This is a genomic window from Pseudomonas coleopterorum, from assembly GCF_900105555.1.
Lineage (GTDB): Bacteria > Pseudomonadota > Gammaproteobacteria > Pseudomonadales > Pseudomonadaceae > Aquipseudomonas > Aquipseudomonas coleopterorum.
Map to the genome: position 1 here is coordinate 4,471,780 of NZ_FNTZ01000001.1, position 21,512 is coordinate 4,493,291.

At 56.4% G+C, this 21,512-nt stretch carries 20 protein-coding genes, 4 pseudogenes and 1 riboswitch; of the genes and pseudogenes, 7 read left to right on the forward strand and 17 right to left on the reverse strand.

Features of this window, described 5'->3' with window-relative positions:
• Window positions 1–282: 282 nt before the first annotated feature.
• The 3 genes from BLV18_RS20155 to tnpA (BLV18_RS22260) form a co-directional block, all read right to left on the reverse strand.
• On the reverse strand, window positions 283–1,809 hold the full coding sequence (locus BLV18_RS20155; RefSeq protein ID WP_090361350.1) for an IS66-like element ISPsy43 family transposase: 1,527 nt from the start codon (window positions 1,807–1,809) through the stop codon (window positions 283–285).
• Window positions 1,810–1,892: 83 nt separating this feature from the next.
• Window positions 1,893–2,228 (reverse strand): IS66 family insertion sequence element accessory protein TnpB, encoded by a 336-nt coding sequence (gene tnpB, locus BLV18_RS22550; protein WP_004409766.1) that lies wholly within the window; start codon window positions 2,226–2,228, stop codon window positions 1,893–1,895.
• Window positions 2,225–2,557, reverse strand: coding sequence for an IS66-like element accessory protein TnpA (tnpA, locus tag BLV18_RS22260; RefSeq protein ID WP_054081783.1), 333 nt, complete (start codon window positions 2,555–2,557; stop codon window positions 2,225–2,227). The genes tnpB and tnpA (BLV18_RS22260) overlap by 4 nt, the downstream gene beginning before the upstream one ends.
• Before the next feature lie 192 nt (window positions 2,558–2,749).
• On the opposite strand from tnpA (BLV18_RS22260), the gene BLV18_RS20175 reads away from it, so the two are divergent.
• Entirely contained in the window at window positions 2,750–3,397 is a 648-nt protein-coding gene (locus tag BLV18_RS20175; RefSeq protein ID WP_167375964.1) for a TetR/AcrR family transcriptional regulator, read from the forward strand.
• Window positions 3,398–3,455: 58 nt separating this feature from the next.
• Here the strand turns inward: BLV18_RS20175 and BLV18_RS20180 are convergent, their stop codons facing one another.
• A complete protein-coding gene (locus BLV18_RS20180) occupies window positions 3,456–4,574 on the reverse strand; it encodes an alcohol dehydrogenase catalytic domain-containing protein (RefSeq protein ID WP_090361358.1) in 1,119 nt (372 codons plus the stop codon).
• A gap of 543 nt (window positions 4,575–5,117) precedes the next feature.
• Here BLV18_RS20180 and BLV18_RS20185 point away from each other — a divergent pair.
• On the forward strand, window positions 5,118–5,579 hold the full coding sequence (locus tag BLV18_RS20185; RefSeq protein WP_090361361.1) for a DUF411 domain-containing protein: 462 nt from the start codon (window positions 5,118–5,120) through the stop codon (window positions 5,577–5,579).
• 252 nt (window positions 5,580–5,831) lie between these two features.
• Entirely contained in the window at window positions 5,832–6,158 is a 327-nt protein-coding gene (locus BLV18_RS20190) for a four-helix bundle copper-binding protein (protein ID WP_090361366.1), read from the forward strand.
• Between the two features lie 64 nt (window positions 6,159–6,222).
• On the opposite strand, the gene BLV18_RS20195 is transcribed toward BLV18_RS20190, so the two are convergent.
• The 8 genes from BLV18_RS20195 to BLV18_RS20230 all read right to left on the reverse strand — a co-directional run bounded on the left by BLV18_RS20195 (window position 6,223) and on the right by BLV18_RS20230 (window position 13,850).
• Window positions 6,223–7,584 (reverse strand): heavy metal sensor histidine kinase, encoded by a 1,362-nt coding sequence (locus tag BLV18_RS20195; protein WP_090361369.1) that lies wholly within the window; start codon window positions 7,582–7,584, stop codon window positions 6,223–6,225.
• Window positions 7,581–8,267: a heavy metal response regulator transcription factor gene (locus tag BLV18_RS20200; RefSeq protein ID WP_090361372.1), complete on the reverse strand. Its 687-nt coding sequence runs from the start codon at window positions 8,265–8,267 to the stop codon at window positions 7,581–7,583. The genes BLV18_RS20195 and BLV18_RS20200 overlap by 4 nt, the downstream gene beginning before the upstream one ends.
• Before the next feature lie 55 nt (window positions 8,268–8,322).
• Window positions 8,323–9,255 (reverse strand): copper homeostasis membrane protein CopD, encoded by a 933-nt coding sequence (gene copD / locus BLV18_RS20205; RefSeq protein WP_090361378.1) that lies wholly within the window; start codon window positions 9,253–9,255, stop codon window positions 8,323–8,325.
• 3 nt (window positions 9,256–9,258) lie between these two features.
• Window positions 9,259–9,639, reverse strand: coding sequence for a copper resistance system chaperone CopC (gene copC / locus BLV18_RS20210; protein ID WP_090361382.1), 381 nt, complete (start codon window positions 9,637–9,639; stop codon window positions 9,259–9,261).
• A 62-nt stretch (window positions 9,640–9,701) separates the two neighbouring features.
• Window positions 9,702–10,688, reverse strand: a complete 987-nt coding sequence (locus tag BLV18_RS20215; RefSeq protein ID WP_090361384.1) for a copper resistance protein B — start codon at window positions 10,686–10,688, stop codon at window positions 9,702–9,704.
• 5 nt (window positions 10,689–10,693) lie between these two features.
• On the reverse strand, window positions 10,694–12,514 hold the full coding sequence (locus BLV18_RS20220; RefSeq protein WP_090361386.1) for a copper resistance system multicopper oxidase: 1,821 nt from the start codon (window positions 12,512–12,514) through the stop codon (window positions 10,694–10,696).
• A 128-nt stretch (window positions 12,515–12,642) separates the two neighbouring features.
• A complete protein-coding gene (locus BLV18_RS20225; protein WP_090361391.1) occupies window positions 12,643–12,834 on the reverse strand; it encodes a co-regulatory protein PtrA N-terminal domain-containing protein in 192 nt (63 codons plus the stop codon).
• Window positions 12,835–12,965: 131 nt separating this feature from the next.
• Complete coding sequence (locus BLV18_RS20230; protein WP_090361394.1) at window positions 12,966–13,850, reverse strand: tyrosine-type recombinase/integrase; 885 nt, start codon at window positions 13,848–13,850, stop codon at window positions 12,966–12,968.
• Window positions 13,851–14,144: 294 nt separating this feature from the next.
• On the opposite strand from BLV18_RS20230, the gene BLV18_RS20235 reads away from it, so the two are divergent.
• On the forward strand, window positions 14,145–14,495 hold the full coding sequence (locus BLV18_RS20235; protein ID WP_090361397.1) for a metalloregulator ArsR/SmtB family transcription factor: 351 nt from the start codon (window positions 14,145–14,147) through the stop codon (window positions 14,493–14,495).
• A 20-nt stretch (window positions 14,496–14,515) separates the two neighbouring features.
• A pseudogene (locus BLV18_RS20240) lies at window positions 14,516–14,677 on the forward strand (ArsB/NhaD family transporter); the annotation flags it as partial.
• Between the two features lie 16 nt (window positions 14,678–14,693).
• On the opposite strand, the pseudogene BLV18_RS20245 reads toward BLV18_RS20240, so the two are convergent.
• A pseudogene (locus BLV18_RS20245) lies at window positions 14,694–15,542 on the reverse strand (LysR substrate-binding domain-containing protein).
• Between the two features lie 178 nt (window positions 15,543–15,720).
• On the opposite strand from BLV18_RS20245, the gene BLV18_RS20250 reads away from it, so the two are divergent.
• On the forward strand, window positions 15,721–16,893 hold the full coding sequence (locus BLV18_RS20250) for a TDT family transporter (RefSeq protein WP_090361400.1): 1,173 nt from the start codon (window positions 15,721–15,723) through the stop codon (window positions 16,891–16,893).
• A 155-nt stretch (window positions 16,894–17,048) separates the two neighbouring features.
• Here the strand turns inward: BLV18_RS20250 and BLV18_RS20255 are convergent, their stop codons facing one another.
• From BLV18_RS20255 to tnpA (BLV18_RS20265), 3 genes and pseudogenes are all read right to left on the reverse strand, one after another.
• Window positions 17,049–18,377, reverse strand: a complete 1,329-nt coding sequence (locus BLV18_RS20255; RefSeq protein WP_090361403.1) for a voltage-gated chloride channel family protein — start codon at window positions 18,375–18,377, stop codon at window positions 17,049–17,051.
• A gap of 80 nt (window positions 18,378–18,457) precedes the next feature.
• Window positions 18,458–18,530: riboswitch (Fluoride riboswitch) on the reverse strand.
• 213 nt (window positions 18,531–18,743) lie between these two features.
• Window positions 18,744–19,112 (reverse strand): annotated as a pseudogene (locus BLV18_RS20260) (IS66 family transposase); the annotation flags it as partial.
• Window position 19,113: 1 nt separating this feature from the next.
• Complete coding sequence (gene tnpA / locus BLV18_RS20265; protein ID WP_090361406.1) at window positions 19,114–19,407, reverse strand: IS66-like element accessory protein TnpA; 294 nt, start codon at window positions 19,405–19,407, stop codon at window positions 19,114–19,116.
• A gap of 62 nt (window positions 19,408–19,469) precedes the next feature.
• Between tnpA (BLV18_RS20265) and BLV18_RS20270 the strand changes: the two are divergent.
• Window positions 19,470–20,327 (forward strand): annotated as a pseudogene (locus BLV18_RS20270) (ArsB/NhaD family transporter).
• Window positions 20,328–20,421: 94 nt separating this feature from the next.
• Here the strand turns inward: BLV18_RS20270 and BLV18_RS20275 are convergent.
• Window positions 20,422–21,414: a YVTN family beta-propeller repeat protein gene (locus BLV18_RS20275; protein WP_090361409.1), complete on the reverse strand. Its 993-nt coding sequence runs from the start codon at window positions 21,412–21,414 to the stop codon at window positions 20,422–20,424.
• Between the last annotated feature and the right edge of the window lie 98 nt (window positions 21,415–21,512).

Genomic DNA, 21,512 nt, shown 5'->3' on the forward strand with positions numbered 1-21,512 from the left:
TTCTCGATCACTCAAGGTCTGTGAGTGCTTTCTTAGGCGTTAAAAAGTGCCCATCTCTCATTTATGGTTATGAGGTGATGAAAGCATTCCAAGAGATCTTCCTCAAAAGCCGCTTACTCTCCTTTGTTACAGGATCGAATTGCCGCGCTTCTCTTGGTACGAAAACTATCGGCTGAACCGGGCGAAGCTGTAGGGAAGAATGCATGGATAACCAGCATAAAGGCTAAGTAGACCGGTAATGGCACCAGTTGGAGGTGCGTCCGCGCATCCCGTCTTGCGCAACTAAACCGGTCGCCACCTATGCGGTAGTAGCTCCGCAATCTCACTTGCCCGCTGCGTCGGCAGGCGCGTGAGGACGTCCTTCAAATAAGCATACGGATCATGGCCGTTGAGTCGCGCCGATTGGATCAAACTCATGATCGCCGCTGCACGTTTACCGCTGCGTAACGATCCCGCGAACAGCCAGTTCGAACGCCCAAGAGCCCACGGCCGGATTTGATTCTCGCACCAGTTATTATCGATGGGCACGGCACCGTCATCGAGATAGCGCGTCAGCGCTATCCAGCGTTTGAGACTGTAATCCAGCGCCTTGGCGATGGCCGAACCCTCAGGCACAAGCTGTCTTTGGGCGATCATCCAGGTATGAAGTGCGTCGGCGATTGGCGCTGCTTTGTCCTGCCGTATTCGCTGCCGATCACCCGGCTCCAGCTCTCGGACTTCTCGTTCAGCTTCGTACAAGGCCGCGATGTAGTTCAGCGCTTTTTCGGCGACCTGGCTCTTGTTGGTCACGTGCAAGTCGAAGAACTTCCGGCGGGCATGGGCCATGCAGCCGATCTCCGTAACTCCCAGTTCAAAGCCTGCCTTGTAGCCGGCAAAGTCATCGCAGACCAGCTTGCCGTTCCAACTGCCCAAGAAGGCTCGGGCATGTTCGCCAGCGCGGCTCGGGCTAAAGTCGTAAACGACCGCCGCCAGGTTGGAGAACTGACTGGTGGCATAGGCCCAGACGTAAGCGCGATGAGTTTTTTTCGCACCAGGCGTCAGCATTTGTACCGGCGTCTCGTCGGCGTGAACGACGTCGTGCGTCAGCACGGCTTCGCGCAGCGCATCAACCAGCGGCTGTAATTGCACGCCGCAGTTGCCCACCCACTGCGCCAAGGTCGAACGGGCGATGGGCAGCCCGGCGCGGCCGAAGATTTTCTCTTGGCGATACAGCGGCAGATGGTCGGCAAACTTGGCCACCATGATGTGGGCCAGCAGGCCTGCGGTCGGGACGCCTTTGTCGATGACGTGCGCCGGTACCGGCGCCTGGATCAGTGTTTCGCACTGTTCGCAGGCCCACTTTCCACGGATGTGGCGTTCGACTGTGAACACGCCGGGCGTGTAGTCGAGCTTTTCGCTGGCGTCTTCGCCGATGCGCTTGAGTGCGCAGCCGCACTGGCAGTGGCTGTTGTCCGGTTCGTGATGGATCAGTGTGCGAGGAAACTGCGGTGGCAGCGGTGCGCGCTTGGGTTGCTGGCGCACTTTGGCTTCGACAGGTGCCGGTTGCAGCGCCTCAAACTCGGCTTCGATAGCGGCGATATCCGTATCGATCAAGTCGTCGAGCAGGCTGGCTTGATCCGGGCTCAACTGCTCGCTGCGCTTGGCAAACTTGAAGCGTTTGAGCAGCGCGATCTCGTGGGCCAGCTTCTCGTTGACCGATTTGTGATGAGTGATTTGCTTGTCCATCGTCTCGACGCGCTGGATCAACTGCGCCGCCAAGGCACGCAGTTCTTCAGGGTTTAATTGATCGAGATTCGGATGCGAAGTCATGCCGCCGATTTTGCCAGAGAGGGCTAGTGGCGGCGATAGACTGATGGGCCAATTGCGCTGGCAAGCAGGCCATGGCAGGCGAATTAGAGCACCGTGATGGCTGCTCCGGAACCGACGCGTTGCCAAGGCAAGCCGAGCACCAAGGCTTGAAGTTGCTCTGCATCCAACTCGACTTCAGAGCCGTGCCGCACGCCCGGCCAAAAAAAACGTCCTTGATTCAAGCGCCGGGCAGCAAGCCAAATCCCCAAGCCATCATGCACCAGCACTTTCATGCGATTGGCACGACGGTTGGCAAACAGATAAGCACAGTGCGGCTTCGCCGCACCGAACACCGCCACGACCCGCGCCAGCGCAGTTTCAGTGCCTGCGCGCATGTCCATGGGCTCGGTGGCAAGCCAGATGGAGTCGATGCGGATCATCGCAGCAGGTCTCGCAGGAAAGCAGAACACGCCGCTGCATTTTCTGCCGGCCAACTCACCACGACTACGCCTTTTGAATGCGGCACTTCGATTCGGATCGTGGCAGGAAGGGCCTGATGCATCGGCACCGGCGGCGATGTCTTGACCGGGATGAAGGCGGTTTGAAGTGTCAGGTTTTTCTGTGCATGCACCCGAATCCATTTATGGACGAGGTTTGCATTGAGGTTGTGGGTCAAGGCGACATTGGCAATTGAAGTGTCAGGTTGGGCGCACTCAGCAATGATCTGGGCCTTGAAGGACTTGGAATAGGAACGGCGTTCTTGTGGCATGGGCGTCCGCTTAAAAAGGCTAAAAATGGTGTCCACCTATATTTGGGTGGACACCATCGCCTCAAGCGACGGTGTCAGGAAGGTGTGTTGCCCGGACGGTTACCTGGTAACTCGGCCTTGGCTTGTTTCTTCCACGCAGGACGGCTGGCAAATGGCACACTATGCCCTTAGTTTTATAGACGGATTATTGGCTTGAAACAGGATCGCTTCAAACACGCCGCGCTGCCTCGGCCTAAACCAGGTCGTCCCCGCGCAGATCAGGCAGGTGATGTCGAACGCCGGATACATGAAGCAGCCACTGCCCTCTTTCTGGAACAAGGATTTGGCCGCGCCACTCTTGACCAGATTGCAGAGCGAGCCCATGTCGGCAAGACGACCCTGTACAGTCGCTACGCGACCAAGGAAGCGCTTTTTGAAGCTGTGGTACGAAAGTGCGTGGAAACGTTTCTTCAAGAAATGGACATTGTGTCTGTCCAAGGCACTCTTGAACAAAAACTCGTGAGGGTGGGAACCGAGTTGGCCCAAGCCACACTCACCCCTTACGTAGTTTCGATCATGCGAATTACCCTAGCTGAAACGAATCGCTTCCCTGAAATCGCCAAAGAAGCCTTTCGGCTGGGTTTCGGCGCGTGCGTACAAAGTATTGCTGCCGGATTGAGCGGCGGTGAAGAGCCTATGGACGCCGAACGTGCTACTGGTGTGGGTGAGCGATTCGTGGAGCTGGCCCTTCATCCACTCTATTTTCATGCGTTTTTCGGTGATGATCTGGAACACCTAAACGATCGAATTTCAGATGACGTGGCCCAGGTCGCCCGAATGTTATCGAAAGATCTTGAATAGACATGGCTCGACAACATGGGCGAACTGCCAGCTTCTGAGCGGGTTGGCAGCAAGTCGGTCACTGCATCTTGATCACATAGTTTGTGAAACCACCGCAGCGACTTTCGGTGTCCTCTACAGCCTCGTTCACTTGCTCAAGCGGGAAGATCTTATGTTCATAGAATCCAAGATCCAGGAGTCCTACGCCGGCCAGATCAACCATCGTCTGGCTCTGCTGCGTTGTAAACCAGCTTGAGCCGATGATGGTTACGTCGTTTGAAAGCGCCCAGAATAAGTCCAAAGGAACATCACCCTGGACTGCCCCGATGTTCACAAGCCGCCCGCCCCGATTAAGACTTTTGAAGCCTTCTACCAACGGTTCGGCAGGCGCTCCCGGGGCCAATGCATCCAGCACAATGTCGATACCTTCGCCATTGGTCACTCGCTGGCTCCACTCCTTCACAGATTCTGAACCAGACTCCAGTATCTCGATCCTCCCAGCAGGTCCCATATCCTTAACCTTCTGAAACAGGTCCTTGTTTCGGGCAGTGCCCAAGATTTTCTTCACACCAAGTGCCAATGCCAACGCTACTGCACCCAGCCCCAATGTTCCTGTGATGCCGTTGATGAGTAGGATTTTGTCGGGCCCTGCATTAGCTCGGGTCAACCCGCGATAAGCGGTCCCCAGATAGCCCAGACGAGTCGCTGTTTCAAAACCCACCGCATCAGGCAGTCGAACAAGGCTGTACTGAGGTGCCGGCATGTATTCGCACAGACCACCGTACGGATAATCCTCGAACATCTGCGCGCCATTTTTGCCCAGTCCAAAGTACCCGTTTAGTACAAAGCTGTCGCAGGAGATCGGCTCACCGGCTAAGCAGGCACGGCACGAGCCGCAGTGTCGGCCGGGGTTTACATAAACGCGATCGCCAGGCTTAAAGCCGTACACCTGTGCCCCCACTGATTCGATCACGCCAGTTGCGTCCAGTCCAAAGATCGCGGGAAGTTTCGGCAGCGGCAGTTCGGGGGCTATTTCGTCCCATTGTGCGATCACGTTTTGCAAATTTTGCACCACTCCGCAAGCCTCTATTTTTACCAGTACCTCAGTGGAACGAATAACTGGTAAGGGCAGGCGTTCGATTTTCATCGGTTTGCCAGTCTCGTAAAGCCGGGCAGCGCGCATATCGTTAGGTGTCATCTGCATCTCTCCTGATTACACACCACAAAAGGAGGTGTGATTAATGGTACTGGTTCGTACCATTTATGGAGCGCTAGACGAGGAAAGGAGTTCAACGATTTTCGGTTGATTCCACTTGAGGGGTGCATGGCGTGTCTACTTGCCGCTCTGCAGTGACTCAAGCCAGCTTTTGAAACTTGACGAGTGTGAGCTGACACTGATCGTTCAAAGCACCTTCGGTCACGTCCTACTTTCTTATCACACGTTTGATCGCGTCCGGTTCATCGGCTCGCATTTCAGTCATGAAAGCAACGCATTATGCAAGGTACGTAGGCATACCTGACGAACGGTATTTGCTGTTGATAACGTATTTCTTACACTGATTAAGCAGCGACCGATGCATGGTGCGCTGAATCAATCCTGTACAAATACCCAATGGCCTTAACGTCGGGTACCAGTGCAAACGCTTATACAGTCAAAAATCTCAAGGGTCGACTACTCCGTTTTTCTAGCTCATTGAGGCAAGGTAAGCTGTAGATCACTCAGTTTATAGGATGGCCGCACATGAAACTCATAAGCCTAACTACCGCTGGACGGCGCACTGTCGCAGCCATGGCGCTGGCTGTCGCGTCCGTGACGCAAGCCGCTCCTGCGCACGTAATCGACGTGTACCGGGATCCCAATTGCGGATGCTGCTCCAAGTGGATTGCTTACCTGCGGGACAATGGCTTCACGGTCAATGACCATCTGGAAGAAAACATGAGCCTGGTGAAGGCCAAGCTGGGTGTGCCTGAGAAACTGACGTCGTGTCACACTGGTGTGGTGAACGGCAAGTTCATCGAGGGACATGTCCCGGTGCAGCAGATCGCTGAGCTTGAACGCCGGACCGACCTGATCGGCGTAGCGGCACCCGGCATGCCAATGGGCTCACCCGGTATGGAAACAGGGCACAAAAGCGCTTATCAAATCATAGGGCTGAAGAAAATCGGCAAGCAGGAGGTGGTAGCTGACTACCCATCACAATGACTTTTCTCCACACCAACCGGACTTGTGCCAGCTTACCGGGAAGACAGCTAATTGGTTGGTCCGGTATTGCTTTACAGCAAGTGATCTCCGTGGAGCTAACAAGCTGATGATAGGTGCCTTTGCCATACCTTACAGAAATGTAATAAAACTTGCGAAACTCGCAAAGCCTGGATCAGTCGGAATTATTGTGTCTTGAGAAAAGGGTATCGAGTTCAACATCTGAACTCGACCGTCAATTCAGGAGATTACTTCATGAACAGTGCTTACGATGACTGCATTTTAGAGTGCCTACGCTGTGCAATGGCTTGTGAAAGCTGTGCTTCAGCCTGCTTGCAAGAGCAGGATGTTCAAATGATGGCGAACTGCATAAAGCTGGACAGGGATTGCGCAGACATGTGCAGGCTCGCGGCAACCTTGATGGCTCGCCAAAGTCCTCTGGCCAATGAATTCTGTGCCCTGTGCGCAAAGGCCTGCAAAGCCTGCGCCGACGAGTGCGGCAACCACAGAGCCGATCACTGCCAGCATTGCGCGCAGGCTTGCCATGCCTGCGCTCAGGCCTGTGAGGCGATGGCGGCCTGAGCCAGCTTTTGGCCAAGAGCCCGAGCATAGCCGCCGTGCGAGGCTGGACGATCTAGATATTGCCCTAGCGCACAAACGTTAGGACAAAGACTGTTCGGCAGCTAGTTGACGTACACGAGATAGTGCCGCCATGAGCTTGCATCAAGGATCGGGCGATCGCCAGCCCCAACCCTGAATTCCCGGCGCCTTCGCGCCGCGCAGGGTCCACTTGGTAGAACCGGTCAAAGATGCGGTCCAAGTGCTGCGGGGCTATCTCGGGACCAGGGTTTTCCACCCAGAGCGCTACTCGCCCTCCGTGGTCGTGGATGCTGACCTTGATAGCCCCCCCTGACGGCGTGTAGCGCAGGGCATTGGACAACAGGTTTGACACGATCCGGTCGACCATCACGCTGTCCGCAAAGACAGAGGCGTTGCCTGATGCTTGCAGCTGAATCCCCTTATCCTCGGCCAGAAATTCATAATAGCCAAACAGCTTGCTGATGACCGTTCTCAGGTTCAGTTCAACAGGCTCGGGCACAACTAGTCCGTTATCGGACTTGGCCAAGAACAGCATCCCGTCGATGATTCCCGAAAGACGGTTGAGCTCTTCCAGGTTGGAGCTCAAGTTATCTTCGTACACTTCGGGCGCACGCTTTTTGGCCAAGATGACCTCGGTATGGGTCCGCAGGTTGCTGATCGGTGTACGGAGCTCGTGCGCAATGTCAGCAGAGAAATTCGATAGGCGCACGAAGGAATCGTCCAGGCGACCAAGCATGGAATTGAACGCGGTGATCAGCTCACGCAACTCATCCGGTACCGGCTCTAAGGGAATGCGTTCCTTCAGCGAGCCAGCGGACATTGAGGCGGCGGTCTGGGTCACCCTGGCCACCGGCCGCAGTCCGTTCTTGGCGACCAGCCACCCTAGGGCCGCGCTTAACACGGTACTGGCCAATAGAACGCCCCAGAACCAGCGTTCAAGCATGGCAAAAAAGTGCATATGCGTGGTGACGTCCAGGACAAGCCACGCGGTCAGCGGTGGGCTGGCAGTGGGCAAAGACACCGAGGTGATCAGGGCCCTGAACATGCGGCCTTCTTTTTCCCACTCCCAGACGCCATCGCGCTGGGTGGCCTGCGCGAGCGACGGCGCCGCTGATTGGGGAGGTTCTGCAAAAAAAGGCGTCCCATCGATCGTCAGAAATACAGCGCTGAGATCGGGATGTGCGCTCAGAAGAGTGTGCCAGCGCGCCTTGAGCTGGTCCGGGTTCGCGCCTGACTCCTTGGCAATCTGGGTAATCGCTTCCAGCTTTTCTCCCAGCGCCTGCGCATCCAAGGCGCGGAAGTGGTGACGACTCAGCTCGTTGAAGGCGACCCCCACAATGATGAGGACGGCGGCGACCGCGACCACAAACAGAAGGCTCAAGCGCAGGGTGAGTGAGCCAGGCTTCATCCTTCGTCCTGCGCGTCTAGCATGTAACCCATTCCCCGGCAGGTATGCAGCAGTTTTGCCTCGAAGTCATCGTCAATCTTGGCCCTCAACCGTCGTATTGCCACCTCGATAACATTTGTGTCGCTGTCGAAGTTCATGTCCCAGACCTGGGAGGCAATGAGCGATTTGGACAGCACTTCACCCTGCCGGCGCATCAGCAGTTCCAGCAGTGCAAACTCTTTGGCTGTGAGGTCGATTCGCTTGCCGCCCCGAGTCGCCCGACGCTTGAGCAAGTCCACATGAAGGTCTCCGATTTGCAGGCTCGTTTGAACCGGCAGGCTGCTGCTGCCGCGCCGTAACAGCGTTCGCACCCGTGCCAGCAGTTCTGAAAAGGCAAACGGCTTGACCAGATAATCATCGGCACCGAGCTCCAGGCCCTTGACCCGGTCGTCTATCCCGTCGCGTGCGGTCAGAAACAGCACTGGAACGGACTGGCCAGCGGTGCGAAGGCGTCTGATGACTTCCCAGCCATCTAGGCCCGGCATCATCACGTCAAGAATCAACAGGTCATAGGCTTCACTGAACGCCTGTTCAACGGCATCCGTGCCGGTGACCACGCGGTCCACATTGAAGCCGGCCTCCCGCAAGCCTTGCTGCAAATAAATCCCGGTTTTCGGTTCGTCTTCGGCGACCAGCAGTTTCATGTTCGACTCTCCACGGCACCGGGCCAGTGTGACGGCAAAACAGGACCAGGCACACTCACATCCCCGCTTCCATCTCAGGGGACAGCGTGCCAAGCCAGGCAATCAGGCCTAGCACCAAGACGGCGGCGCCCAGCTCCAGGGCCATGCTGTAGCGGATCGAGCGGACCGCTCGCGTGTACTCGCCCCGGTGGACCGCCTGTTCAAGCGTCGGGCTCAGGACAAAGCGGTTAGCCGAGGCCAATCCGAGCATCAGGCCAAACAGTGCCAGCTTGCCCAGCAGCAACACCCCGTAGGTGCTTTTCACCACGCCACTGACCTGGGGACCGACGATAAACAGATAGTTCACCACGCCTGTGAGGACTATCATCGCCACGATCACCGCGCCGGCCCTTTCGAAACCGCTGAGCGTGCGCGACAGCACTTGGACTGACTGTAGGGATTCGACCTTGTTAGGCCGCAGCATCAGTGCAAAAGCCACCAACGCGCCGAACCAGCCGCCCGAGGACCACAGATGAAGGATGTCCGCGCAGAAGTGCCAGAAGCGCGGGGAGCCTTCATCCATAGCCCCATGGCCTGTCCACGCCAAGGTCGCCAGGGCCACACCTCCCGACAGCGAAACCATCAGCAGGCTTGCCATGGGCGCCCGAGGGTTGAAGGCGATGGCCACCGCAGCCCCCACCAGTGCGGCTATGCGGATGAGCCAGGTGGTACCAAGCTCTGTCTGCGTCATCATCATCTCGACGTGAGGGACAGCCTCCAGCCATTCGGATGCACCGCTCATGTTCTTGGCCATTAGCACAAAGGAGGCGGCCGAAAGCAGCAGGCCGATCAAAGCGGTCGCGCTTAGCAGGGGGCTGAAGGGCAACACGGCGCCCGAGCGGCGTTCTGCGCCGCGTAGGCTGTAGAGGCCAAAGAGGGCCAGCCCGAACAGCATCATCAAATCGGTATACAACGCGAAACGAACTGCGATGCTGAGCGGATCTTCCATGTTTTACTTGACCTTAAACGTCACGCTACCGGTAATCGGGTGGGTATCGGAAGACACTGCCCGCCAATCGATCTTGTAGGTCCCTGCCGTCAGAGGTGAGGCCGGGGTAATGATCATGGTCTTAGGGTCACCCCCGCCCGATACTGCTGCTTTGACTGCCATTGGTGAGTGCTCCATGCCTGGCATCGCCGTCATGACCAGCTTCGCGCCGGAAAATTGGGTGACGAGGTTTTCGGAAAAATGCAGCTCGATCTTGCCAGGGACCGCGCCTTCACTGCCTTCAGCGGGAGTCGAAGACACCAGCTTGGGGTGGGCTTGGGCCAGTGCGCTGACCAGCATCCCAGCGGCAAAGAGCGTGACGAAACGTGTGCGGTTCAACAACATGCGAACTCCTTACAGCCCAAAAAAGGGCGTTCGTTGGGGTATCAGATTTAGACTAGAGTGGCTCAGAACCACATGCGCACACCCAGGACTAGGCGGGCTTCGCTACGGTCCTCGCCTTCCTCGCGGGCAAAGTCGGCTGTATTGCCGTAGGAGCGGTTCCAGGTGACGCCAATGTACGGGGCAAACTCCCGGTAGATTTCGTAACGCAAACGCACCCCCACTTCGGTTTCAGACAGGCCCGAGCCGATGCCGCGCTGAGGATCGCTCTGACCGTAGAAATTAACCTCCGCCGTGGGCTGCAAAATCAGCCGGTTAGTCAGCAAAATGTCGTAGTCACCTTCCAGCCTTAACCCAGTTTGGCCGCCTTCACCTAGAAACGCAGTGGCTTCGGCTTCGAAGTTGTACAACGCCAAGCCCTGAAGGCCAAATGCAGCCCAGGTTTGCGGCGAGCCTGGTTTGAAGTCTTGCCGGACGCCGCCGACCAGGTCCCACCAAGGACTGATCGCATGGCCCCACAGCGCTTGCAGTTCGGCCGATTCGGTATTGCCGTTGATACGTTCGCCCTCGGAGCGAATCCAGAGCCGATCGATGTCACCACCCACCCAGCCGTTAACGTCCCAATTCAGGACGCTGCCGTTGTCGGCGTCCTGCCATTCGAGTTGATCGAAGAGCAGGAAGTAATTAGCCGCTTCGTCATGGACAGTGTGGCCTTTGGCACTTTGGTAGACCGCTGCCCGATTGGCATCGGTGATAGGCGCAATAGGCGTGCGGCTTTGGGTAGGTGCCGCAGGCTTGCTGGGGGCCATGGTCGTAATGTCCGAGTCCATGCCCTGCATCTGGCTATGGTCCATACCCTGCATTTTGGAATGATCCATGCCCTGCATCTGGCTGTGGTCCATACCCTGCATTTTGGAGTGATCCATGCCTTGCATCTGAGAATGGTCCATGCCCGGCATAGCGGCCTCTGCCGCAAACACGCCCACTGGGAGCATTCCCAGGCCGGTGACCGCGAGCAGTGAACAAACGTGGAGTCGATTCAAAACAGTCATTGGCTTCACTCCTCTACCCGAACTTCGCGGAACATACCCATCTCCATGTGGTAGAGCAGGTGACAGTGATAGGCCCAGCGCCCCAGAGCATCGGCGGTGACACGGTAGCTGCGCTTGGAGCCTGGCGGCATATCGATGGTATGCTTGCGCACCCTGAAGTTTCCGTCCTCGTCCTCCAGGTCACTCCACATACCATGCAGATGGATCGGGTGAGTCATCATCGTGTCGTTCACCAGCACGATTCTCACCCGCTCGCCGTATTTGAGTACCAGAGGTTGAGCGTCCGAGAATTTGATGCCATCAAACGACCAGGCAAATTTTTCCATGTGCCCCGTCAGGTGCAGCTCAATGGTCCGGCTCGGCTCGCGCCCGTCAGGGTCTTCAAAAGTGCTTTTAAGGTCGGCATAGGTCAGCACCTTGCGCCCGTTATTACGCAGGCCCAGGCCAGGATCGTTCAGCTTGGCGGTGGGGCTCATGGCCTGCATGTCCACCAGCGGGTTGTTTTTCTCGCTGGCAGGGTGGCTCTGCATCACCATGCCTCCCATCGAACCATGGTCCATGCCCGACATAGCGCCGTGGTCCATACCCTGCATGGTCGACATTTTGTTGTGGTCCATGGCGGCCATAGAATTGCCCCCCATGCTGCTCATGGTCTGCATACCGTCGTCGGCACCCGAATCCATGCTGCCCATGCTGCCATGGTCCATACCACCCATACCCATATCGTCCATCGTGACCAGCGGACGAGGATCAAGGGGGGGAACCTGGGCTACCAAGCCTTTCCGCACGGCCAGGGTGCCGCGGGCGTAGCCCGTGCGATCCATGGATTGAGCAAAGACCGTGTACGCCTCGGCAGTGGGCTCAACGATCACATCGAAGGTTTCGGCCACGGCGATGCGTAATTCATCGACCTCAACCGGGTTCACATACTGGCCATCCGACGCTACCACGGTCATTTTCAGGCCTGGAATACGGATGTCGAAGTACGTCATAGCCGAGCCGTTGATGAACCGAAGACGCAGCTTTTCGCCAGGACGGAACAAGCCGGTCCAGTTCATATTGGGGGCCTGACCATTGAGCAGGTACGTGTAGGTGGCCCCGCTCACGTCCGCAAGGTCCGTGGGGTTCATCTTCATCTCGGCCCACATCTTGCGATCCGCGACGGTTGCGGCCCAGCCCTTGTCAGCCACATCGTTGACGAAGTCCCCGACTGTGCGCTTGTGGAAGTTATAGTAATCGGACTGCTTTTTGAGGGTACGCATCAGCGAGACGGGATCTTCATCCGTCCAGTCGGTCAGCATCACCACATGTTCACGGTCGTACTTGAAAGGCTCGCGCTCTTTCGCCTCGATGACGAGGGGGCCATACACCCCTACTTGCTCCTGAAACCCGGAGTGGCTGTGGTACCAGTACGTCCCGTTCTGTTGGACCTTGAACTGGTAGACGTACACGCCACCCGGCTCGATGCCTGCGAAGCTCAGTCCTGGAACGCCGTCCATGTTTGGCGGCAGGATAATGCCGTGCCAGTGTATGGAGGTTGCAGCGTCGAGTCGGTTGCGTACCCGGAGCGTAACCGTGTCACCCTCTTTCCAGCGCAGCAAGGGACCCGGCAGCCCGCCGTTGATCGCCATCGCTGTGCGACGTTTGCCGGTGATGTTTACCGGCATCTCGCCAATAGACAGGTCGTACTCCGTACCGCTCAATACGCTGAGCGCCGGCGAGCCGGACGCCGCCCAACTGGGCGAACGCCATAAGCCTAGCCCACCTAGCGCGCCGGCAGCCGCGAGGCCCTTGACGAAAGTACGTCGAGAAGTTCTTGATTCCATACGCGCGGGTCCAGGTAGGCAAGGACGGCAACTAAGCCGTGTGTTGGGTTTAACGAACTGGAGTGGACGATGTCACAGCATCGTAAGCGGCGCGATTACATTTCTGTAAGCTTGAAACCCCGGGTTGGTTAGCAACATGCCTTAGAGCTTTCAGCTTTTTTAGTATTTGCAGAAACCAGTTGCGCCTCAGCTTTTTTGTTTAGGGTTGTTTGTTGCGCATCCATCATTCGAGCGAACACGCGGTCGGCACCACCTTCAGCAAAGGCGACTGAGGAAATACTGAATGCGAGGGTAAGGAGTACAGCTTTGGACAGGTTCATGACGAGTTACCTTGTATTGGGAAGGCGGCACATGCCGCTGGGCCCAAGGTAACGAGTAGAGGCTTTCAGTTGGCTGAGTTGAGGGTTACAAAAAAGTCAGGTTGAGCGTTAACCAAGCCACCAAATGGTGGTTAATACTTCACCTTATAAGTCGGTGAATCCTCAGGCCTGTTCTCTCGCCGATCGTAGATTTTGGTTGTACTGATGTTCGCGTGTCCCAGCCAGGCCTGGACCTTGGCAATATCGGCTTCATGCTCCAGGGCATTGGTGGCGGCGGTTGCTCTGAGTCCATGCACCCCCAGGCCGTCGACTTTAATCCCGGCCTTTTTCGCGTAAGCCGCCACCACGGTGTAGATGCCGTTGGCCGTGATGCCCGCACCGGTCAGCTTGCCGCGTAACGGGATGAAGAGCGGCACCTTCCTGTCCGCCAGATGATGGCCCGAGCTTTCCAGGTACTGATGAATGCGCCCGGCCGCCACCGGGTGCAACGGCAGGTATCGCACCTTGCCGCCTTTGCCATGCACCTTGAGGTGTTGAATCCCGCGGCGATCCTGAATGTCGCTCACCTGCAGCAGCGCCGCTTCTTCGCGGCGCAGCCCGTGGTAGAGAAGAACAGCCAGTGCCGGCGTCTTGCCTTCGTTGCTTTCTATCTTGGGACGTTTAACCCCGTGCACCGGATTGCCGCCGGCGATTGCATTGCTCTCCAGGAGATGATCAAACAGGCTGGCCAGTGCGGCCAATTTGCGTCGGATCGTGGCTCCGGCCAAGCCGCGATGCTCGAGCTGGGCGCGCCAGGCCAGCACGTGTGATCGGGTCACCACGCGAAACTCATCCGCTGAAGCCAATCCGACAAAACCACAGAAGTCCTCGAGGTCATTTTGGTAGGCGCGTCGTGTGCGAGGGTTATCGAGGTTGGCAAACCACTCGACTGCGGCCGGAACCCGGGCCAGCGTCTGGAATTCGACTGACGTGAGCCGGCGCTGATCATTCTGATGGGACTTCGTCAGTTCTTGCATAGATTTCTCATGCTTGGCTGTCTTGCGATCAATGCTCATGTCCTCAGTCACTAAAGCAACGCTTAATGATGACGATGTTTCCGAAACCGATAAACGGCGATAATTGGTGATAACCTATTTTATCACCAGTAACACGTCAAAGGATCTGTCCAGACTCTCAAGGTCATTAATCAACCTAATTTGCAGTCTTAGTCTTGACAGGACGGCATAAATAAAATCACTCCTGATCATGCGCTATCATAAAAATATGTGTATATTCGAATACACACATATAAACATCTTTTAGGATTGCTCATGGATTTGTCACCGGCGACCGTCTTTAAATGTCTTGGCGACGAAACGCGCACACGCATCATGCTCATGCTCGCTGGCCAAGACGAGCTCTGTGTCTGCGAGCTGATTTGGGCGCTGGATGATAGTCAGCCGAAAATCTCTCGGCATTTAGCCCAACTTCGTAATTGCGGGTTATTAGCGGACCGCCGTCAGGGGCAGTGGATTTATTACCGCTTGCATCCACAGTTGCCCGAATGGGTTTTGCATGTGCTCCAGATAACACGCAGTGCTAATCAGTCCTGGATTGATCAAGACGTAAGCCGTCTTGCATCAATGGAAGGTCGTCCGGTCCGTCAGGCCGCATGCTGCTGATTTCGCCGGAGCGTCTCCATATGGTTGCTGCAATCACAATATTCGCTTTGACACTTATGTTGGTCATCTGGCAGCCGAAGGGATTGGGCGTAGGCTGGAGCGCCGCTGCCGGCGCAGTACTGGCTTTGCTTACGGGTGTGGTTGGTCTAGGCGACGTACCTACGGTATGGGCCATCGTGTGGTAAGCGTTCAGCAAACTCACACTGAATTGGATGTGATTTCGAGGCTTTCAGCCCCACTCACCTCAAAGTCTTCCACAGTCCGTAAGAAAACCTCGAGAAATCGAGAAATAAATTTTTCGCGGTGATGCACGATGTGGATCTGTCGCTTATGACGCGGCAGGTCATGGTTCAACAACCTCAGCTTACCTTCCGCGATTGCATCGCTCACTACCCAGTAAGACAGACAGCTGATTCCGATTCCGGAAGCGACCATTCGCTTAATGGCTTCAGAGCTACCGATCCGGCGAGCGTCGCTCCAGGCGCCAAGGTAGGGAAGTAGCCATTGAAGCACCTCATCAGCAGTTCCTGAGCCGTCCTCGCGAATCAGTCAGGTAGCGGCATTGAGGTCGTCTGAAGTGACCTTTTCCTGAGCGGCAAGGGGATGATTTGAGGCTGCGATGATCGCTAGTTCGTCCTCAAACCATGGACGAATCGTCAGCTCGGGTTGGCGGCACGGCCCCTCAATCAAGCTGATATCAATCGAAAGCTGTGCGGCTTGCTTGGCGATATCTGCACTGTTGCCCATGATGACATCGACTTGAATGCCCGGCGCTCGCGCAGCCAAACGTTCGATCAGCAGGGGCATGATGTAATTGCCAATTGTAGTGCTGCAACCGATCCTCATCCGAGCCGTCGTGTCCTTTTGAAAACCTTCTTCAATTTGTGCCGCCGCTTCCAGCAGCCGGATGGCCTGAGGTAGAAGCGTTTGCCCGTTTTCATTCAGCACTAGGCGTCTGCCGACCCGATCAAATAACTGGGTGCCCAGCGCGCTTTCCAACTCCTGGAGGGCAGCGCTCGTAGCTGACTGAGACAAAGCCAGTGACACGCCCGGGTCGTGGAGCCCAGCTGAGCGATGCCTCGAAAAATGTCCAGCTGGCGGAGAGTCAGCTTCACGAACTTACCTATTAAGTGGGTATGGCATAGAGAAATTACCCGTTTTCCTAGATAAATTCACCCCGCTATTCTGTAGGCACTGCTCCGATGAAGTACGCCGTGGAGGCACCATGCGAGACATCAGCTTGTCAAAAGTAATGCAAGGAGGGCAGCCGCTGTCGGCGCTCTCAAATCCAAGGGAAGCGATCCGGCAGTTCACCCCGAACTGGTTCGCCGCCACGATGGGTACGGGCATTCTGGCCCTGGCATTAGGACAGCTTCCAGGAGATATCGCGCTGCTGTCATACGCGGGAAAAGCACTTTGGCTGTTCAACATTGTGCTTTTCAGTGCCTTTACGCTTATGTACGCGGCACGTTGGGTTTTCTTTTTCAACGAAGCCAAGCAAATCTTCGGTCATTCAACCGTCTCTATGTTTTTCGGCACGATCCCGATGGGGCTGGCAACCATCATCAACGGCTTGATGCAGTATGGCGTACCTACCTGGGGTGATGCTCTAATACCATTAGCCCATGGCCTGTGGTGGCTAGATGTCGCCATGGCACTGGCATGCGGTGTTCTCATTCCATTCATGATGTTCACGCGGCAAGAGCACAGCATCGACCAGATGACTGCTGTGTGGTTACTTCCCGTTGTCGCTGCGGAAGTCGCTGCCGCCAGTGGTGGGGTGATCGCTCCACATTTAGCCGACGCGAGCGCGCAGTTCAATATGCTGATTACCAGCTACGTGCTATGGGCCTATTCCGTCCCTGTAGCCTTGAGCATTCTGGTGATCCTGGTGCTACGCCTGGCGCTTCATAAACTGCCTCACGAGAACATGGCTGCATCATCGTGGTTATCGCTGGGGCCTATTGGAACAGGAGCGCTGGGCATGCTGGTTATCGGCGGCGACGCCCCTGCCATCTTTGCCGCTCACGGCATGGCTAATGTTGGAGCCGTGGCAGCAGGGATTGGCCTGATCGCTGGCATTTTGTTCTGGGGCCTTGGCTTGTGGTGGATGCTCTTGGCACTGCTTATCACTGCCCGATATGCGAAAGGTGGTATTCCATTCAACCTGGGCTGGTGGGGCTTCACATTTCCTTTAGGCGTCTACGCCGTGACCACTCTGAAATTGGGCGTGATCTTGGACTTGGCTTTTTTTGACGTTCTGGGTGTGATTTTGGTGTTGATGTTGGCGGTAATGTGGTTGGTGGTGGCGGCGAAGACCACCATAGGTGCTTACCGAGGGAATCTGTTCGTATCCCCGTGCATTGCTTCTCTCAAGGCAAAGCAGGCCCAGCGTTAATTCAAATCATGTAGCCGCCTTGATGCCCGCGACAGCGTCACAACGATAGCCTTGGCTGCGTTGGGATTTGTACACACTGAAAGCGGGCTCGGATGTGGCATTTCGAACAGGCCCAGGTGACCGCCTGTTACTTCATGAATCGGGGTCTGACTTGCTCATTTTGGTTCGTCCTCCTCGACTTTTTTCGGGGCGCTCACGGCGTTGCGCTGAGAGTGAAATTTATTGATGTCCGAAAGACGGATATCAGTCGGTAGGGCATGGCGGTGTTTGCTGTGGCCCACGCGCTGGGCGTGATAGATCCCGGTATGGCCGGACACTAGATAACTGGCGATACAGGCAATCGCGGCAAGTTGAGCAATCTCTGGGCCGAACAGCTCCATGGCCATGACGATGGTCGCCAGTGGTGTGTTGGCGGCGCCGGCGAAGACTGCGACGAAGCCGATACCGGCGAGCATCGAGAATGGGAGGTGTAGCAGCGGCGCAAGCGCGTTGCCCAGCGTCGCGCCGATATAGAACAGCGGCGTGACCTCGCCACCTTTGAAGCCTGTGCCGAGTGATGCGACGGTAAACGCGAGTTTGCCGAACCAGTCCCATGGCGCAACGGGGGCGGCAAAGGACTGGACGATGCTCGGAATACCTAGGCCGACGTACTGATAGGCATCCAATGCCCACACCGCCGTGGCCACCACTATCCCGCCGAGAACAGGGCGCAAAGGCGAATAGGGAATCAGCTTTTTTATCCACGCCCCGAGGGTATGGGTGGCGGTGGCGAACAGCAGCCCCGCGAGTCCGAACACGATGCCTGCGACAACTATTGCCACCACTGTCCAGAACTGCACGGGCGCGATCTCGCCGATGACGTAGTGGGTGTGGACGACGCCCCAGAGCAGCCCGACTTGATCGGCGACGATCGCGGCGACCATGCATGGAAACAACGCGTCGTAGCGCATGCGGCCAATGGCGAGCACTTCAAGGCCGAACAATGCTCCCGCCAGCGGGGTGCCGAAGACCGAAGCGAAGCCTGCGCTGATGCCTGCCATGAGCATGATTCGGCGATCTTCGGGGCGCAGTCGGAACAGGTGGGTTATCTGATCGGCCAGAGCACCGCCCATTTGCACGGCGGTGCCTTCGCGTCCGACCGATGCGCCAAACAGATGCGAGATTAGCGTACCCGCAAGCACCAGAGGCACCATGCGCAGCGGCACGGTTTGCTTCGGGTCGTGAATCTCGTCGATCAGCAGGTTGTTGCCCGCGTCAACCGGCTTGCCAATCAGGTGGTAAACCAGCCCTACACCAAAGCCTGCCAGCGGCAGCAGCCAGATCGCCCAGCGGTGGGTCTCGCGCCATTGAGTGGCGTGATCGAGGGAGAACAGAAATAGCGCGGATGCCGATCCCGCCAAAAGTGCCACGGCGCTGGCAAGTACCAGCCATTTCCCGATGTAGGGAAGCAGAACGAGTTGTTCAGGTTTTCTGAGTTTTGACATAGGGTCGGCCATACAAGGAAAGTGAGCCTGACCAAAAAGGAATTTTTTCGCGCGAACGCCTACAGTCCTGTCTTGATCAGGTGTCTGTAGGCATCATCAGCTGCTACGGGCGCAGCGGTTGGTAAGTGGAGGAATGCCATCTCCAGGGCCCGAATATAGCGATCTCTCCCGGAGATGTAAACTTGGTCATCAGGTAGAAGGACGAATAGCTTTCCTAAAAGCTTGTCATGAGTGACAGGAGCATCGAGTCGCATCTCACTCGTAAATTCAAGTGTCTGCTTCAGCCGATCTCTATTGGTCAAGGCGAGTCCCTGCCCTGATTAAGTCCATGCAATGTAAGCGGCAAGCAAAAAAACCTTGCACAGATCAGGCGGGCATCCACTGATGCGGCAGCAGCTGCTCGATCTCGCTGGCCTGCTGCGTCGGCAGCCGCGTCAGCACATCCTTGAGATAAGCATACGGATCATGCCCATTGATGCGCGCCGACTGGATCAGGCTCATGATCGCTGCCGCCCGCTTGGCGCTGCGCAGCGACCCAGCAAACAAACAGTTCGACCGCCCGAGCGCCCACGGCCGGATCAAGTTCTCGATCTGGTTGTTGTCGATGAGCACAGCACTATCTTCCAGGTAGCGCGTCAGCGCTACCCAGCGTTTAAGGCTGTAATCCAAGGCTTTAGCCGTCGCTGATCCGTTGGGCACAAGATCGCGCTGGGTCAACATCCAGTTGTGAAGGGCTTTAGCCATCAGGATCTGCCGAAGGCCATTTGACGGTGATGGTTTGCTGACCGAAAGGGATCTCGAGACTCACCAGCAATGGCTGATCGGGCCGAGCTATGGGCTCCATTTTTATTGGAACGAAGGCAGGTAACGCCGGAGCCTGAACATCATGATAAAGAGGTATCCACTTTCGAGCCAGATTGGCATTGATGCCGTGGCGCAGGGCAACACTGGCCATGGACACGCCAGGTTGCAGGCATTCTTGGACTATCTGGGCTTTGAGGGGTTTGGGATAAGAGGTTCTTTGGCGCATGGGAATCCTGACGATAAGAGTGATGGTGTCCACGTATTTTTAGGTGGAGAACATCGCCCTTATTGCTGGGTTCGGATACCGCGAGCCTACCGATGGTGGTGTCCAACCTAGTCAATATCGTGTCAGCGGATTTCTTCCGAATAGGCTTCGCTGAATATGCTTCGGTGATGTGGCCCGTGAACATAGTCAGCGTGATGGCGACCTTGTTCATGCTGTGGCTGTGCTATCGGCGCGACATCCCTACTACCTATAATCCACAGCAGCTTCATGCGCCTGAGACTGTCACCCGTGACAAGGCTACCTTCGTCGCCGGCTGGTGGGCCTTGGCGTTGCTCCTTGTTGCCTGTTCGCGCTGGAGCCGTTGGGGATCCCCATCAGTGCGGTGGCAGCCAGCTGCGCACTCATCCTTCTGGTGATCGCCGGCAAAGGCTGCGTTATTTCTACCCGTACGGTTATCAAAAATGCACCGTGGCAGGTTGGTGTTTTCGCTAGGGATGTACCTGGTGGTCTATGGGCCGCGCAACGCGGGGCTCACGGACGCTCTCACGTCTCTGCTCAATGTCTTCGCTGAACAGGGCCTGTGGACTGCAACTATGGGTACCGGCGTGGTGGCTGCATTGCTGTCGTCTGTTATGAACAACATGCCCAGCGTGCTTATCGGTGCCCTATCGATTCAGGCCAGTCAGGCCACAGGCGTGGTCCATCAGGCCATGGTGTACGCCAACATCATCGGCTGCGACTTGGGGCCCAAGATCACTCCGATCGGTAGCCTGGCCACGTTGCTGTGGCTTCACGTACTGACTCAAAAAAACATCCGCATCATGTGGGGATACTACTTCAAGGTTGGCAGCCTGCTGACCATCCCTGTGCTGCTTATCACCCTGGCCGCACTCGCCCTGCGGCTCAGCATCCAAGCCTAGGACAATATTCCGGCGATTTCCCGAGTAGTCCAAGCCGCCTGACAGGTTCTGATCATGGAGTACTTGGCCTCCGAGAAGGCCTTGGCTGTGTCAATCAGTCGGACGTGAGCGTAGATACAACCTTGTTACTGGCGAGGTCGACTGTGGAGATGCTCAGATCTTCATTGAGCACATAAGCCTTCGACTTATCTTTGGTGAAGACGATAGCTTGGCGAGGTGCCTTCAAACCGGTCACCGTGGTCGTCACTTTCAGCGTTTTGGTGTCAATCACTGAAAGGCTATTGTCGCCTAGGTTGCCTGTGTAGACCTGCAAGCCGTCTGGCGTCAGGGCTGCACCGTAGGGGTCTTTGCCCACCATAACGGTGGTCGTGATGACGTGCTTTTGAGTGTCAACAATGGCAATGCTGTTACTGCCGCTGTTGGCCGCGTACAAGGTGTTACCGTCGGCAGAAATAGAGATGGCCCGCAGCTTATTGAAACCAGTAATTTCACCTTCGATCGCATTAGTCTTGCTGTCGACCAGGGTGATCTTGTCACCCAGAAAGTTGGTGACATAAACGGTTTTACCGTCAGGGCTCAACCGGATGCCCTGGCGCGGTTGAGAGAAACCGGGTACCACGGCGACAGGACGCTGATGCTCCAGGTCGATGACCGACAGCGTGCTGGCCGCTTGATTGTTGACGTAGAGCAAGCTGCCGTCCTTGTTGAGCGTGGTACCAAAAGCACCTGCGCCCAACGGCAGGTCTGCAATGACTTTCAAGGTTTTGGTGTCTATCTTGCGTACTACTCCCAAGCTGCTGTCGGAGAGGTAGAACACATCACCCTTTGGCGAAAATACAATGTTGCGCGGCGTGATGTAGCCGGTGAGAATCTGACGAACCTTACCAGTTTTCAAATCGTAGACCACGACGTCAGGACGCTGGCTGTAGGAAGCCACCGCCGTCGTTTCATCCGGGCTGATAGCCAGCGAGTTGTTGTGAATAGCGCCGTCGAAGGTCCAGCGATCTTCCGCTGCCAAGGCGCTCAGCGATGTTGCCAAGGTAATACCCAGCGTAAGGGCAGTTATTTTTTTCTTCAGTACATTCATCAAAGATTCCTCATCAGGGTCGGCCAGGCATGGGATAGCGCCTTGGCAAATGCAACTCGTTGGTGGCATGTGGCAACGAGCTGACCTTATGCGTCTCT